We start from the raw sequence: 14713 nt of genomic DNA on the forward strand, positions 1-14713 counted from the left end.
GCGGCGGGATCGGAGCCAAACAGCCGGGGGCGGAAGCCATGGGATTTCGCGGGTATCAGCATTGCTGTCGGAAGCAACCCGCTTCTCGGCAGCTTTACTTCCCCGACACCAAGGCAGACTCCCGCTGTAAAGGGGTTGGGCGAGAGCGCATCACTACAGGCAAGATGCTGTGATGCCGTACCCAGTCAGCCGTATGGCTGCATCGAAAGGAAATGAGACGAATGATTATTGTATGCAGATATGACAAGTCTTCCTTGAAGATTGGCTCATAGTGAGCCACGCGGTTCCGCAGCCACCGGATCCTGTTCACCAAATCAGCGACATCGCCACGCCGCGTACCGGCTGGAAGCAGAGGGAAGGTTGCATGTAGTCCGGTTTGCCAGATCGGGCGATCATATTTCCCCTTGAACAGTGACGCCCAAAAGTCGAACGACAAACCGGCCACGATGCGTCCCGTCACTGGGGCATATTTCGCCTTGACAATACGTCCCCTCACACGATCTAAGTTCGCGCCGCTCTCTTCGCCCAGCACCGAACGGAATCGTTCGCTAGTCGGCCACTCTGCACCGTATAAATAACAAAGACGTTCATTCACAGAGTTGCGCAATGTTACTTCCGCCGTTTGAAGTGGCAGATGTAGCGCCTCAGATAATCTTGAATTCCAGACATATAGCTGTATGGCATACCGTTTGTCGAAGCCGGCAGGTTTTAGATAAGTCGCAAACCGATCGCTGGATATCGTCGCTTCCAATGCATCAACCACATTATCTTTGTAATCAAAAATGAGTTGACTTTCTTCCACCTGAACACCATTCTTTTCCTGTAAGTCGTGAAGCCCCTCTGCCGGAAGGTACGCGCCCACGACACAGATAGAGCCCCAGGACAGGCGTGCCGCGCCTCTCCTGGGGTTTCGCTTTTTCGGCTTGGTCAGAATATCCTACAATCGCGGCGGCAGCCAGTGGCGGCAAGCAATCAACCCCTGAGATGCATTGGCTCGCCACAAATCCGATTTATCGCAGCATACCCTCCGTCCCTACCCCACCCGCTCGCCGGACGGCAGGCCCCCGGGAAGTCCCAGACTCCAGCTGGTCAGGCCGCAGGCGGCGGGATCTGAATGGGCGGCGGTTTCCAGGCAGGTCAGATGGCGGTCGATCAGCCGGTCCAGCCGATCGCGCGCCTCCCACACCGTCAGGCTGTGGTCGGAGCGGTCGAGATAGACCACCTCGATGCCGGGCAGGCCGTCCAGGGCACGGCCGCCTTCGCCCAGATGCAGGTAGAATTCGGCCAGCGTCATGTCGTCGCTGCTGTAGACCACCAGCACCCGCCGGCCTTCCGCCGACAGGCGGCGGAACATGCGCAGGGCATGCCGGGTCAGGCCGGTGCGGAGAAGCAGCTTGCGGACGAAACGGCCGGTCAGGCGCTTGGCCAGCCCGATCGTCCGGGCCGGCTTGCGCAGGCTGGCGCGCAGGCGGGCCGGCTTCAGCGCCTCCAGCAGATATTCCTTGGTGGAGCGGAAGGCCACCGTCCGCATCAGGTCCATGACGGCGATGCCGCCGCCCAGTTCGAACCGGCCGGGATTGAGCACGATCTGCCCGACCACGCGGTCGTCGCCCAGGCCGGCATGCAGGGCGGGCGTGCCGCCGGCGCACAGGCCGATGACGACGACGCGCTCGTGCCCCTGCTCCTCAAGCCAGTTCAGCGCGGCGCGGACGTCGGCGATCACCTCCTTGTTGTAGAGCAGATTGTCCTGGAAACCGGGCCGGTCGGGGCTGTCGCCGATGCCGGCCGCGTCGATCCTGAGCGAGGCATAGCCGCGCGCCGCCAGCCGCCGCGCCTGGACCACGGTGGCGCGGCCGGAGCCGACATGGTGGGTGGCGCCGCTGTTCAGGAACAGGATGGCGGGCCGGTTGCCGGCGGGATCGGCCAGGACCGGGGTGCAGTAGACGCCGAACAGCTCCGGCGCCGAACCGAAGAAGACCGGACGTTCGACCGCGGTCGGCATCATCAGGCCGGCCGGCCGGTCCGGCGGCGGGGTGGCGCCGGTCGCGACCGGGCCGGCGGCGATCCAGCGCAGGACCGGCTCCAGCACCGCCGCGGCTTGAGCGCCCTGGGGCTGCTGGACCAGTTCCATCACGCCGCTGACGCCCATCGGCTCCGCCACCGCACCCATGGCGCGCCAGCGGCCGGCAAGCTTCACCGGCGTCTTGCCCTCCGGGCGGTCGGCGATCAGGATGCGCGGCGCCGGCGGCGTCGGCCGGTCGAACGGGTTGAGGGCGCCCAGCGCCAGCGCCGTCTCCGGCGTCACCGGCATGCCGATCACATTCAGCCAGGAGGCGCGTTCCGGCGGTTCCGGATTGCAGACCGGACGCAGAACGATGGCCGCCAGGGTCTGGAGTTCACGAAGCGCCTTGCGGCCCGAGGTGATCGGCGACAGCAGGGCCAGCGTGTCGACGCCCTGCCCCTCCTCATCCAGTTCGTGCGCCGCCGCCGTGGCGAGCAGCGAGCCCATGCGGTAGCCGACCAGGGTCAGTTCGGTGACGCCGGTGTCCTCGCGCAGGCGGCGGACCGCCGCCTTGACGCCGTCCACCCAGGCGCGCACCCGGTCGGGATCGCTGTCGTCCCCGGCGGAATCGCCCGATCCGGGATAATCGAAACGCAATGTCGGCAACCCGGCCGCGGCCAGCCCTTCGGCGAAGCGCTTCCAGGCGCGGTGCGCGCACAGCTCCTCATAGCCGTAGGGGCCGCACAGGACCACTCCGCGCAGGCCCTGCGCCGGATGCAGCCATCCGAAACAACCATCGAACACCACCGGTGTCGGCTTCATGCGTTCCCCCTGTAACGGACGGGCGCCAGCGCGTTCAGCGCATGGACCTCGCCGTTCGGCACCGGTCGCCCGGCCGATGCCATCCCGTCCTCAACCCCCGAACCTGCCCGCAGCCGCAGGCGGACGACCCGCTCGACGCCGGGCGGAAGGTGGAACCAGGCGTCGTCCGCCTGGAACCGCTCGTCCTCCACATGCACCGAACAGGCGAACCGTGCCGTGGCCAACCGCAACACCCAATCTCCCCCCCGGTCCTCCACCACCGCCGTCAGGCCGAGGTCGGACCGCGGCAGCGAGCGTCCCTTGGGGAAATAATGAGACTCGTCAATCGGTTCCACGTCCCTTTCGGCCGACAGCAATTGCGCCGTCACCACATCATGTGGGATAGGCCCAAACCTGTAGGTGTAGGTCGTGTCAAAAAAGCGGTCGGACAGCTCGGCGGCGGCCAGCGTCACCGCCTCCCTCGCCGGCAGCGTCACCGGCCGCTCCGCCTTCAGCACCGGAACCGCCCCATTTCGCCACGCGGTCAGCCGCAGCAGCGCCTCCACCGGTCGGGCGGTGTCGTTGACCAGATGCACCGCCAGACCGTTGACCCCCTCGTCGGTCAGGATGACCCGCAGCGGCCGGAAGGCGCGCTTCAGCGCGTGCCAGACCGGCTTCGGCGTGCCGTCGGCGGCGACCACGCCCCAGCCGGCGCCCCAACCACCACCAGGCTGGGGATCACGCCACTGCCAGACCAGCCCGCCGGCGCAGCTAGATCCGGGGCGCCGCCACTCGTCGAACACCGCCTGCATCACCTCTCCGGTCACCGCGCGCGACAGGCGGCGGTAGCGGTCGGGGTCCTCGTAGCGCAGACGGCGCGGGTCGACGGCATAGAGCGCCTCAAGGTAATGCTCCCGCACATCCTCGAAGTCCCAGGAGGCGCCGGGGTCGCGCGGCACCCGCTCCTTCCAGCGGGGATGGTGGAGCGCCGGTACGCCCAGCGGATCGTCCTCCGGCAGATTGGCGAAGGCGAGGCATTCGCTGGCGAAGCGCACACCGGCCCGCCGGACATCCTCCAGCGGCTTCAGATAGGCGCCGACGCCGTAATAATGGGTCACCCCGGCATTGGCGATGAAGGGCAGCGCCCCGCCGCTGGGGGAGTTGGCGAGGCGGATCAGGTCGGGGCGGCGGGCAGCCGCTTCCTCCGCGATCACGGCGGTGAGCGCAGGTTGGGTCCAGGAAGCGCGGGGCAGGCCGAGCATGGCCGCCTGCTGCTCCATCTCGCTGCCGCCGCACAGCACCGCCAGCGAGGGCGACGCCTGGGTGCGGTCGAGCAGTTGCGCGATCTCCGTCCGCACGCTGTCGAGGAAGGCGGGGTCGGTGGGATAATCGAAATTGGCGAACATGGCGTCCTGCCAGACCAGGATGCCCAGCTCGTCGCACAGCTCGAAGAAGGCGTCGCCCTCATACAGCATGGTGCCGCCGACGCGGACCATGTTGGCGCCAGCCTCCCGCATCCGACGCAGTTCGGGTTCGTAGATTGCTCGGTCGGACGACAGACCGACCAGATCGACCGGCACCCAGCAGCAGCCGCGGCAGAACACGCGGACGCCGTTCACCAGCAGGGCAAAACCGGTGCCGTCCGGCCCACGGTCGACCTCCAGCGAGCGGAAGCCGACGCGGCCGAGATCGACTTCGGCCGATCCGATGCGGGCGGTGACGCCGTGCAGGGCCGGCTCGCCATGGGTGTGCGGCCACCAGGGCTCGACGCCCGGCAGGGTCAGGTCGGCGCTGAACCCATCGACGCCGTCGAAGACCAGCGGCGCCGTCCGGCCGGCGACCTGCACCGATCCGGTGGCGCCGGGCGCCGCCCCCTCCACCGTCAGGCGCAGCGACAGATGGCCGTCCCGCCCGTCATAGCCGCTGCGCAGGTCGGCGGAGAGCACACGGCAAGGGCCGGTCTCCTCCACCAGCTCCACCGGGCGGAAGGGACCGACGGCGTGGATCGGCGGGCACCAGCCGGGCATATGGCCCAAGAGCGTGGTGCGGACGAAGCGCAAGCCCGCCGGCTCGGCGAGTTTCGGGCGCCAGCGGGCGCGGCCCTTCTTGGCCGCCAGCACCGGATGCAGGGCGTGGAAGCGGATCGACAGCTCCGCCTCGCCGTTCAGCGTCACCGGCACCTCATGGGCCAGATACATGCTGTCGGAGGTCAGGATGCGTTCGCCGTCCAGCCGCACCTCGGCGATGGTGGCGAGGCCGCGGAAGCGCAGGGTATGGGGGCCGTGGCCATCGATGCGGGTGCGGTAGACGACATCCTTGTCATGCAGCGGTGCCGGATCGTCGGCCGACCACAGGCCGGCGGCCTGGAGCGCCTCGGCGGCGGTGCCCGGAACCGGGGCGGGGATGCCCCCTCCCATGCCCTCTCCCGTCCCGGGAGAGGGAGGGGACCCACGAAGTGGGGAGGGTGAGGGGTGACTCAAGAGTCCCGGACCGCATGGCTTCGTGCCTAACCCCTCACCCTTCCCATGCTTCGCATGGGCCCCTTCCCTCTCCCGGGGCGGGAGAGGGAGGTTATCGCCGGGCGCCGAGACGGTCAGCGTCCATCCCCGATCCAGAAGGGTCTGCCGGCGTCCGGTGACGGATCGGATACGGGCCATCGCCGCTCACTCGTATCGGCGGGCCAGACTGCCCATGACGGTGTCGTAGCCCCGTTCCAGCCGGCCGAAGCTGTCGGTCAGGTCGGGCGCCTTGCGCCGGGCCACGGTGCGGGCGAGCTGGAACTGCATCGCCTTGGCGCCCTCGGCGATGGACCGGCAGGCCTCCACCGCGTCGGCCGGGCCGTCGAGCCAGCGGACATGGGCGCCCAGCAGCTCGAAATTGGCGCCGAGCTGGCGCAGCAGGTTGAAGGCGTAGAGGTGGAAATACTCCATCGGCCGGCTCAGCAGCCGGTCGAGATGCTCGGGGAAGGCGGCGCGGTAGGCCGTCACCGGATTGCCGGCCGGCCGGCGGGCGAGGTGGCGGCGCAGCAGCTCCAGCGAGGCGGTGACCAGCACCCCGCCCTCCAACGGCGGCGTGCCGGGCTTGACGAACTCCACATAGGGGAACAGCGGGCCGGCCGCGGCGGCGGCGACGCCCTCGTAATCGGCGCCCTCCAGCCGGTAGAAGCCGGCATTGTGGAAGTAATCCATCGTCCGGGCGCCCGGATCGATGCGGACGATGCCGACCGTCGTCTTCACATGGGTGGTGCCGTAGGAGGTGCCGCGGGTGTCCGGCAAATGGAAGCCGTCGACCTCCACCAGCACCAGACCGCCATCACGACTGCGCTTCAACTGCTCCGCCACATGGGCTTCGACGCTGTCGTAGATCGCCAGCTCCTGCACGCGCAGGCCGTACAGCGTCTCCAGATCCTCCAGCGGCACCTTGAAGAAGGTGAACTGGTCGCCTTCGAAATCCTGGGTGACGGTGAAGCCCAGCATCGCCCGCGGTTCCAGGCCGCGGGCGTGCAGCGCCTCGATCCACAGATCGACGTAGCAGTTGGTTTCCGGCCAGATTCGTTCTTCCTGGCCACCCTGGTGCAGGGGATGGCGGTCGTAGCCGTCGGGCCGGTGCGGAGTCCACATGCTGCCCGTTACCCCCACAGGACCTTGCGGACCGAGGCCGGCCACTGCGCGGTGTCGAAGCCGTGATGGCGGAACAGCGCCAGCGCCACGCGCTCCATGCCGAAACCGACGCAGGCGGTGTGGGCGACGCCGCCGTCGGCGGTGTGGATGTCCCACAGATGGCCGAAATGGTCCTGGTGATAGTTGAAGCTGAGGCAGGCGGTCGGCTTCTCCCGGCTGGTGATCGGGATCAGCAGCTCGAACTTCAGCTTCTGCTCGCGCTGGCTGTTCGACAGCATGGCGCCGGCCCGGCCGAAGAAGGGGTCGTTGGCGACATCGACGTCCAGCGGCACCTCCAGCGACCCCATCATCTCGCGCCCGCGCTCCAGCCACAGCTCGCGGAACTCCACGACCTGATCGGGGGTGCCGATGCGGATGTATTCGCGCATCCGGAACAGCTGCATGCGGGCGGGATCGATCGACGGCTCGTGCCGGAAGCAGTAGGAGAAGACGTCGATCAGCTTGCCGTCACCGGGCAACGGGCCGCGTTGGGCGATGGTCGGGTAGACCGGATAGCAGGCGGCCGGCGTCATCACCACGTCGGTCGCGACCTGATCCTCGGTCCAGTCCTGCCCTTCCTCCAGCCGGCGCAGCAGGGTGCGGTGCGCCTTCTCGTCGCCGCCGAAGCTGTGGATGGTGCCGGCCAGATGGGGAAAGCTCTTCAGATACTCGCTTTCCTCGAAATACTGGCGGTTCAGGGCCGGCGGGAAGCGCATGACCTCCGCCCCGTCCTGCCCGCCCCAGCGGGTGACCAGGGCGTCGAAACGCTCCACCACATCCTCGAAGACACCGCTGCGGCCATAGAGGCCGTCCACGCCCGTGGGGATCAGCAGCCCGGATTCCACCAACTCGTCGCGATAGGCGGCCTGGGCCGCGGTGATGTCGACCATGTTCATTCGAAGGGCCCCAACCCGTCCCGCTGGACGAGAAGCTGAGTGGCGACATGCGACATGATGCGGTCGTTGCCGATCATGAGCGCGGCGGAATGGGCGTCGCGCAGGTGGCGACCCAGGCTGTAGGGGGTGTCGTTGCGGTAGCCGGCCAGACCGCAGGTGCGGATCGCCGCCTCCACCACCTCGCGCACCAGTTCGGAGGTGGTGACCTTCAGCGTGCTCATCGCCGTGGCGAAGGACAGGCTGGTCAGTTGCTCCGGCGAGCCGCAGGCCAGCTCGTACTGGCGGATGGCGGCGAGGATGACGGCCTTCATCTGCTGCAGCTTGGCCGTCGCCTCGGCCAGCCGCACGGCCGAGGCCGGGGTGGTGCCGGGCTTGCGCTTGGCTTCCGAACGGACGAAGGCGCGAGCGCGGCTGACAGCGTCGGCGGCGATGCCGAGCCAGGTGCTGCTCCACAGGATGTGGGTGACCGGCAGCATGGTCTGGGCCGACAGGTCGGCATAGGGCAAGGGCAGGATCTGGTCGATGACGCCCGCCGCCTCCAGCCGGTAGCCGTCGGAGCAGGTGCCGCGCATGCCCATGGCATCCCAGACCGAGGTCTTCTCCAGCCGGTAGTCATCCTTGGTGACGACCACCAGCGCCTGATCCGACGACGGGGCGTCGGGGTTGCGCCGGGCGGTGACCAGGATCACGTCGGACTGGTCGCCGTAGGAGATGACCGACGCGTTCTTCGCCAGGGTGAAGCGGTCGCCGTCTGCCTGAACGGCGCAGACGCTGTTGCGGATGTCGCCGCCGGTCTCCTTCTCCGTCGTGGCGGAGCCGAGCAGGAGCTGTTCGGCGGCGATGCGCGCCATCAGCGCGCGGTGCCAGTCGTTGGTGCCGTGATTGACCAGACAGGCGACCTGGATCTGGTGCATGGCATAGATCATGCCGGTGGCGGCGCAGCCACGGGCCAGCGCATGGCAGGCCGCCGCCACGTCGAACAGCGAGGCGCCGCTGCCACCGAGGTCCGCCGGGACCATGACGCCCAGCAGCCCCTGCTCGCGCAGGGCGTCGAAGGCCTCGGTGGGGAAGCGGCCGTCGCGGTCGACGGCATCGGCATGGCGCGCGGCGATCTCGGCACCGACGGCGCGCGCACGGGCCGCGGCATTGGCCGGAGCGGGGGCGACCGAAGCCGGTGCTTGGGCCCGCTCGGCCAGGGCGGCCGGGGCGGCGTTCACGCCTCGCCCCCGTCGACCAGGCCACGCACCGCGTCGCGGATCGCGGCGATGCTCTCGAAGGTGCGGCGGTTCAGGAGCTTTTCCGGAAACTCGACGTCGAACTGCTCCTCCAGCCCCAGCATCAGGCCGACACAGCCATGCGAGGTGAGGCCGGCGGAATAGAGATCGTCGTCGATGGCGAGGGTGCCGGCATCCACCGCCAGCCCGCCGCACTCCGCGAGGACGGAGCGGATGCCGGCGACCATGTCGTCGTCCGTTCCACCGGTTGCGGATGGGGAAAACCCGGCGGCCCCAACGGTCTGGGAGCCCTCAAAGGACGGATTGGCGAAAGGCTGGCTGGCATCCTGCGGCATTCTCGAAATCCCTTGGGTAACGTGCTGATCCCAAGCTAGCCACGCCACCCCGGTGCTTCCACTCGGCATCGGTATGGCCGTCCCGCTATCCAAGTGATCGGATTTTCACCGGTGGGGGTAAGCACACGGATAGGGTCGGTCGATGGCCGGGATGCCTTTCGTGCTGCCCGCTATGGCCATGATCCACGCGCATAGGCCTGGGCTTGGCAGTTCGGAAACGGGTTACGGACTTTCCCTTCGGAGAAATTTCTGCACCTGCGAAGGGATACTTTTCCACATATCGGAAGGTCTATGACTATCTTTTCGGGTTAGCGGAAAAGAGATTGACGGCTGCTCGCCACCTCGAAAATCATACAAGGGCCGGTGTGGCCGATGGTCGCAAGCATGTCTTAAGACTTGCAGTTCCATGATTGCGCACACTGCGGGCTTGCGGCCGGCAGCGACCATATCCGTTCTTTCCTGCCCGCCCTTACCTGTCCTCAGGGAACCCGACGCCATGACCACTGCCGTCCCCGCAATCCCACAGTCCGGCGCAGCCCGAACCGGGCGCCGTCTCGGCGTTCGGGCCAAGCTGATGCTGTCCTTCGCCGGCATGGCGGCGATGACGGTGGCGGCCAGCGCCGTCGGCCTGATGTCCTTCTCCGCGGTCGAACGGCCGATGGCGCAGATCGCCGACACCAGCCTGCCGGAGATGGAGCTGGCGACCCGGCTGGCCGGCGAAAGCGGCGCCATCGCCTCGGCCGCCCCCATGCTGGACGGCGCCGCCAGCCAGGAGGAGCGGGAGCGCATCCGGGAGGAAGCGCAGGAACGCGCCCGCGGCTTCCTGTCGCTGGTCGACGAACTGGCCGGACGCCGCCCGCAGGACCCGCTGCTGACCGAGGTACGCGAGACCGGCAACGCGCTGATCGCCACGCTGGACGGCATCAACGACGGCGTGGCGCGCCGCCTGTCCGTGCATGACCGGCGCGAGGCCGCGTCCACCCGGCTGGCCCAGACCTATGACGGCTTCCTCAAGACGCTGGCGCCGCTGGTCGACGGGGCCGGCGAGGCCCTGCAGCAGAAGGGCATGGCGCTGGACGGCGGCACCGACCGCGACATGGGGACGCTGTCGGACGCCGTGCGGTCGATGATCGCGCTCTACGACCTGCGCGGCAGCATCGCCGGCGCGCTGGACGCCATGAACCGCTCCGGCACGGCGCAGGACGCCAAGACCATCAGCGAGCTTCAGCAATCCTATCTGGAGGCGTCGTCGCAGGTGACGGCTACGCTCGGCACGCTGGGCGATCGCCTGCCCCCCGACAGCGCCGGCAAGATCGATGCGCTGTTCCTGTTCGGCTATGGCAAGGACAACGTCTTCGACCTGCGCCGCGCCGCCCTGGACGGCACGGAAAACAGCAGCGGGGCGGTCGACCGCCGGCTGGCCGAGCGGCTGACCGCCGCCAGGACGCAGGCCGCCCAGCTGCTCGCCGGGCTGAATGCGCCGCTGCGCAAGGTGCAGAGCGACATCAAGCGCGCCAACTTCGACATCCGCTCGCAGGTGCAGGGCGCCATCCAGGACCTGCTCGGCAGCGGGCTGGAGCGCTTCCGCACGAATTTGGAGCTGTCGACCTACGGCACCGCCCTGACCGGCGCGCTGAACGAGGCGGCGCAGGCCCCCGACACCGCCCGCCTGGACCTTCTGGAGAAGCGCTTCACCGCCGCGTCCTCGTCGCTTTATGAGCGCGTCGGCACCCTGCGCGGCCAGTCCGGCGACAATGCCGCCGGCACCGAGGTGCTGGCGGCGCTGGTGAAGGCGCTGATCGGCTTCGGCCGCGGCGAGGAAGGGGTGATCGCCCTGCGCCGGGCCGAACTGGCGGCGACGGCCGACACCGAGCGGATGCTGGCCGAGAACCGGGAACTGGCCCAGCGCTTCGCCGCCACCGTCGACCGCGAGATCGCCGCCATGCGCGACGAGGCGAAGGCGGCGGTCGCCGGCACCGAGGGCACCATCGCCGCCGGACGCCACATGCTGATCCTGTTCGCCATCGGCAGCCTGATCGGCGCCGCGGCGCTGGCCTGGCTGGTGGTGGGCCGCCACATCGTCGCCCGGCTGAGCGCGCTGTCGGAATCCATGCGGGAGATCGCCGAGGGCCGGCTGGATGCGCCGATCCCGGCCGCCGGGGCCGACGAGATCGGCGACATGACCCGCGCCCTGATGGTCTTCCGCGACACCGCCAACGAGGCGAACGCCGCCAATGCGCGGGCGGAGGCGGAGCGCAGCCGGGCCGCCGGCGAACGCCGCCGCGCCATGGTCGAGATGGCGGAGAATTTCGAGAGCAGCGTGCGCGGCGTGCTCGACCGCGTCGCCCAGGCGGCCGGCGAGATGCAGGACATGGCCGAACGCATGACCCGCAGCGCCGACCTGACCGCCGGGGAGGCGACGACCGCCGCCGGCAGCTCCCAGCAGGCGGAAGGCAACGTCAAGGCGGTGGCCGCGGCGACGGAGGAACTGTCCGCCTCGATCCAGGAGATCGGCACCCAGGTCCATGCCTCCAGCCAGATCGCCCGCAAGGCGGCGGAGGAGGCCGAGCGCACCGACCGCACGGTGGAGGGGCTGGCCCAGACCGCCGGCCGCATCGGCGAGGTGGTCGGGCTGATCCAGTCCATCGCCGGCCAGACCAACCTGCTGGCGCTGAACGCGACGATCGAGGCCGCGCGGGCGGGCGAGGCCGGCAAGGGCTTCGCCGTGGTGGCCAGCGAGGTGAAGGGCCTCGCCACCCAGACCGCCAAGGCGACGGAGGACATCTCCGCCCAGATCGCCGCCATGCAGTCGGTGACGCAGGAGGCGGTGGACGCCATCCGCTCCATCGCCGGCACCATCCGCGAGGTCAACGAGATCGCCGCCACCATCGCCGCCGCGGTGGAGCAGCAGAGCGCCGCCACCCGCGAGATCGCCCGCAATGTCGGCGAGGCCGCCGACGGCACCCGGCATGTGCGCGGCAACATCGACTCCGTCGCCGACGCGGCGCGGGAGTCCGGGGAGTCGGCCAACCGCGTGCTGTCGGCCTCCTCCACCGTGCAGGAGCAGCTGCGGACGCTGGCCGGTCAGGTCGACGGGCTGGTGGAGGAGATGCGGGCGGCCTGAGGATGGTTTTACCGAGGACGGGCTACGGCCCGTCCGCCAGTTCGCGCAAGGACTCGACGTCGCAGCGGAAGCGGTTGGGCCGCAGCTCGTCCAGCAGGCCCTGCCGCTTCAGTTCGGCGACGACGCGGCTGGCGGTCTCGGTGGTGATGCCCAGCACGGCGCCGACATCCTCCCGCCCGAAGAAATCGCATTCGCCCTGGTCGTCGACCAGCGTCAGGAACAGCCGGGCGACCCGCGCCTTGGCGCTGCCGGTGCCGAGTTCGACCAGGAAGGCGTCGGCCCGCTCCACCGCCTGATGCCAGCGGCGCATCAGCTGCTGGTGCAGGTGCTGGGTTTCCTCCGACAGGCGCTGGATCACGGCCCGGGGGATGCGGCAGGTCAGGACCGGGTGGATGGCGATGGCGGTGTGGCGGTAGGGCTCGCCCAGCGCCGCCTCAAGCCCGGCGGTGTCGCCGGTGCGCAGCAGCCGGACGATGCGCTGGCCGCCGTTCGGCAGATACTGCACCAGCTTCACCAGCCCGCCGCGCACGGTGAAGAGCGCCGTCGGCTCGTCGCCGACATGGTAGAGCGCCGCCCCCGGCGCCACCGTCATCTCGTCGATCGGCAGGTGGATCAGGTTGAAATCGGATTCGGTCAGATCGGCGAACAGCGCCGATTCCCGGATGCCGCACCCCCGGCAGTTCGCCAGCCCCCGCCATGCCGCGTTGATGCTGGTCTTCTTCACGCTCATGTCCATGGTTGTACGGGGCGGCGATGCTGTGGGTACGAACGGTGTCCGCCGCGCAGTGTGGCAGCTTTTTGGATGGGTTCCAAGGTTCCGGGAAAAGAAAGGGTCAGGCCGCGCTTTCCGTCGCCGGCAGGACCTCCCGCACCTCCTCGCGCAGGGTGACGGCGCCGTTGGTGCGCTCCAGCACCAGCTTGCGGCCGTGGTGGGCGTCCAGCCCGGCATGGTGCCCGATGGTCAGCAGGGTGGCGTTCGGCAGTTCGCGTTCCATCAGCGTCAGCAGTTCCTCCTCCGCCGGGGGGTCGAGGCTGTCGGTGGCGTCCTCCAGGAAGATCCAGTCGGGTCGGCGGATCAGCAGCCGGGCGAAGCCCAGGCGCTGGCGTTCGGGCACCGACAGCACCTCGTCCCAGCGGTCGAGGCTGTCCAGCCGGTCGACGAGGTCGGGCAGCCCGACGCTGACCAGCGCCGCCGCCGCCTTGTCGTCGGCCACCGACGAGGCCGTGCCGGGATAGGCCAGCACCGCGCGCAGGCTGGCATGCGGCAGATAGGGGCGTTCGGGCATGAAGAAGACGCGGGTGTGGGCCGGCAGGGTGATCAGCCCGCGGCCCCAGGGCCAGACGCCGGCCACGGCGCGGAACAGGCGGATGGTCGCCGTGGCGTCGCCGCCGATCAGCACGCGGTCGCCCGGCCGCACCTCCAGGTCGAAGGGATGGACGACCGGCGTGCCGTTCGGCTCGTCGATGGCGACACCGGTGAAGGTCAGGGTCTTGTGCTCGTCCGCCCGCACCACCTGGATATGGCCGTCCGGCACGTCGCAGACCTCGCGGTCGAGCCGCACCAGCGCGTCGTGCAGGTTCAGCACGCGCTCCACCGAGGCGCGCCATTCGGCGGCGCGCGGCAGATTGTCGATGGGCCAGGACAGGGCGCCCACCGTCTGCTGGAAGGCCTGCGCCGTCTGCATCAGCACGCCCAGCGTGATGGCGCCGGTGATGTAGCGGGGGGCGGCGACCAGGATCGGGAAGGCGGCGGACAGCACGGAATAGCTGGCGCTGAACACCATCATGTGGCTGAGCGCCCTGGTCTGGCCGTCCCAGCCCCGCGTCACCCCGGCGAACAGGCCGGTGAGATGCCCGCGCTCGGCCGATTCCCCGTGCAGCAGCGCGATGGTCTGGCCGTTCTCGCGGATGCGGGCCAGCGCGAAGCGGAAATCGGCCTCGTAGCCCTGGCGCCGGTTGACGGCGTTGACCAGCGGCTGGCCGATCAGCATGGCGATGCTGGTGCCCACCACGGCATAGATCAGCGCCACAAACAGCAGATGGCCCGGCACCGACAGCTCGGACCCGAAGAGCGTGACCGTGATGGTGCCGGACAGCATCCACAGGATGTTGGTGAAGCTGACCAGCAGCAGCGCGCAGTAGGTCAGCGAATGGCCCAGGTCGATGGCGACCTCCGCGGTGATGCGGATGTCCTCGGCGATGCGGCCGTCGGGGTTGTCGTGCTCGCCCGGCATATAGGCGATCTGGTGGTGGCGGCCGCGACGCAGCCAGTCCTCCAGCAGCTTGCGCGTCAGCCAGTCGCGCCAGCCCATCTGCAGGCGGCGCTTCACCCGCAGATGCAGCACGACGATGACGATGTTGTAGACGATGATCAGCCCGACGAGGCCGATCATGGTCGTCAGCCGGTCCATGGAGCGCTGTTCGAGCGCGTCGAACAGCCGCTCGCTCCAAAGATTGATCAGCACCGGGATCGACACCTGCCCGATGGTCAGCACGACCAGCGCCACGGTCAGCGCCCAGACGGTCACGCGGGTCCGTCCGAACCAATAGCCGCCCGCAAGCCGCAGGAAACGGCGGGTGAAGCCGGGTGCCTCGTCGGCGGGCGTGCCGGCACCGGTATCGGCGCCGCCCGCCTTGCTGTCAGTGTCGTCGGTCATGCCG

The 14713-nt window shown here is 69.1% G+C and carries 10 protein-coding genes; 1 reads left to right on the forward strand and 9 read right to left on the reverse strand.

Going from position 1 to position 14713, the window contains the following annotated elements:
* Positions 1–94: 94 nt before the first annotated feature.
* The 7 genes from B9N97_RS35235 to B9N97_RS26740 form a co-directional block, all read right to left on the reverse strand.
* Positions 95–802, reverse strand: coding sequence for a hypothetical protein (locus B9N97_RS35235; protein WP_208621267.1), 708 nt, complete (start codon positions 800–802; stop codon positions 95–97).
* Positions 803–1033: 231 nt separating this feature from the next.
* Complete coding sequence (locus B9N97_RS26715) at positions 1034–2824, reverse strand: alpha/beta hydrolase (protein ID WP_085090875.1); 1791 nt, start codon at positions 2822–2824, stop codon at positions 1034–1036.
* Positions 2821–5220 (reverse strand): glycoside hydrolase family 2 protein, encoded by a 2400-nt coding sequence (locus tag B9N97_RS26720; RefSeq protein WP_244560944.1) that lies wholly within the window; start codon positions 5218–5220, stop codon positions 2821–2823. Before B9N97_RS26720 ends, B9N97_RS26715 begins: the two co-directional genes overlap by 4 nt.
* A 246-nt stretch (positions 5221–5466) precedes the next feature.
* A complete protein-coding gene (locus tag B9N97_RS26725; RefSeq protein ID WP_085090877.1) occupies positions 5467–6423 on the reverse strand; it encodes a DUF1839 family protein in 957 nt (318 codons plus the stop codon).
* 8 nt (positions 6424–6431) lie between these two features.
* A complete protein-coding gene (locus B9N97_RS26730) occupies positions 6432–7358 on the reverse strand; it encodes an amino acid--[acyl-carrier-protein] ligase (protein ID WP_085090878.1) in 927 nt (308 codons plus the stop codon).
* Entirely contained in the window at positions 7355–8575 is a 1221-nt protein-coding gene (locus tag B9N97_RS26735) for an acyl-CoA dehydrogenase family protein (protein ID WP_085090879.1), read from the reverse strand. Before B9N97_RS26735 ends, B9N97_RS26730 begins: the two co-directional genes overlap by 4 nt.
* Positions 8572–8928: an acyl carrier protein gene (locus B9N97_RS26740; protein WP_280174801.1), complete on the reverse strand. Its 357-nt coding sequence runs from the start codon at positions 8926–8928 to the stop codon at positions 8572–8574. Before B9N97_RS26740 ends, B9N97_RS26735 begins: the two co-directional genes overlap by 4 nt.
* A gap of 496 nt (positions 8929–9424) precedes the next feature.
* On the opposite strand from B9N97_RS26740, the gene B9N97_RS26745 reads away from it, so the two are divergent.
* Positions 9425–12052 (forward strand): methyl-accepting chemotaxis protein, encoded by a 2628-nt coding sequence (locus B9N97_RS26745; RefSeq protein ID WP_143266885.1) that lies wholly within the window; start codon positions 9425–9427, stop codon positions 12050–12052.
* Between the two features lie 22 nt (positions 12053–12074).
* Here B9N97_RS26745 and B9N97_RS26750 read toward each other — a convergent pair whose 3' ends face one another.
* Together B9N97_RS26750 and B9N97_RS26755 are read right to left on the reverse strand one after the other, a co-directional pair.
* Positions 12075–12782 carry a Crp/Fnr family transcriptional regulator gene (locus B9N97_RS26750; protein WP_244560945.1) on the reverse strand — a complete coding sequence of 236 codons (708 nt, stop codon included), beginning with the start codon at positions 12780–12782 and terminating at the stop codon, positions 12075–12077.
* Between the two features lie 103 nt (positions 12783–12885).
* Positions 12886–14709 carry an ABC transporter ATP-binding protein/permease gene (locus B9N97_RS26755; RefSeq protein ID WP_244560946.1) on the reverse strand — a complete coding sequence of 608 codons (1824 nt, stop codon included), beginning with the start codon at positions 14707–14709 and terminating at the stop codon, positions 12886–12888.
* Positions 14710–14713: the final 4 nt, after the last annotated feature.

Origin of the sequence: Azospirillum oryzae (genome assembly GCF_900177515.1) — a bacterium.
Classification (GTDB): Bacteria; Pseudomonadota; Alphaproteobacteria; order Azospirillales; family Azospirillaceae; genus Azospirillum; species Azospirillum oryzae_A.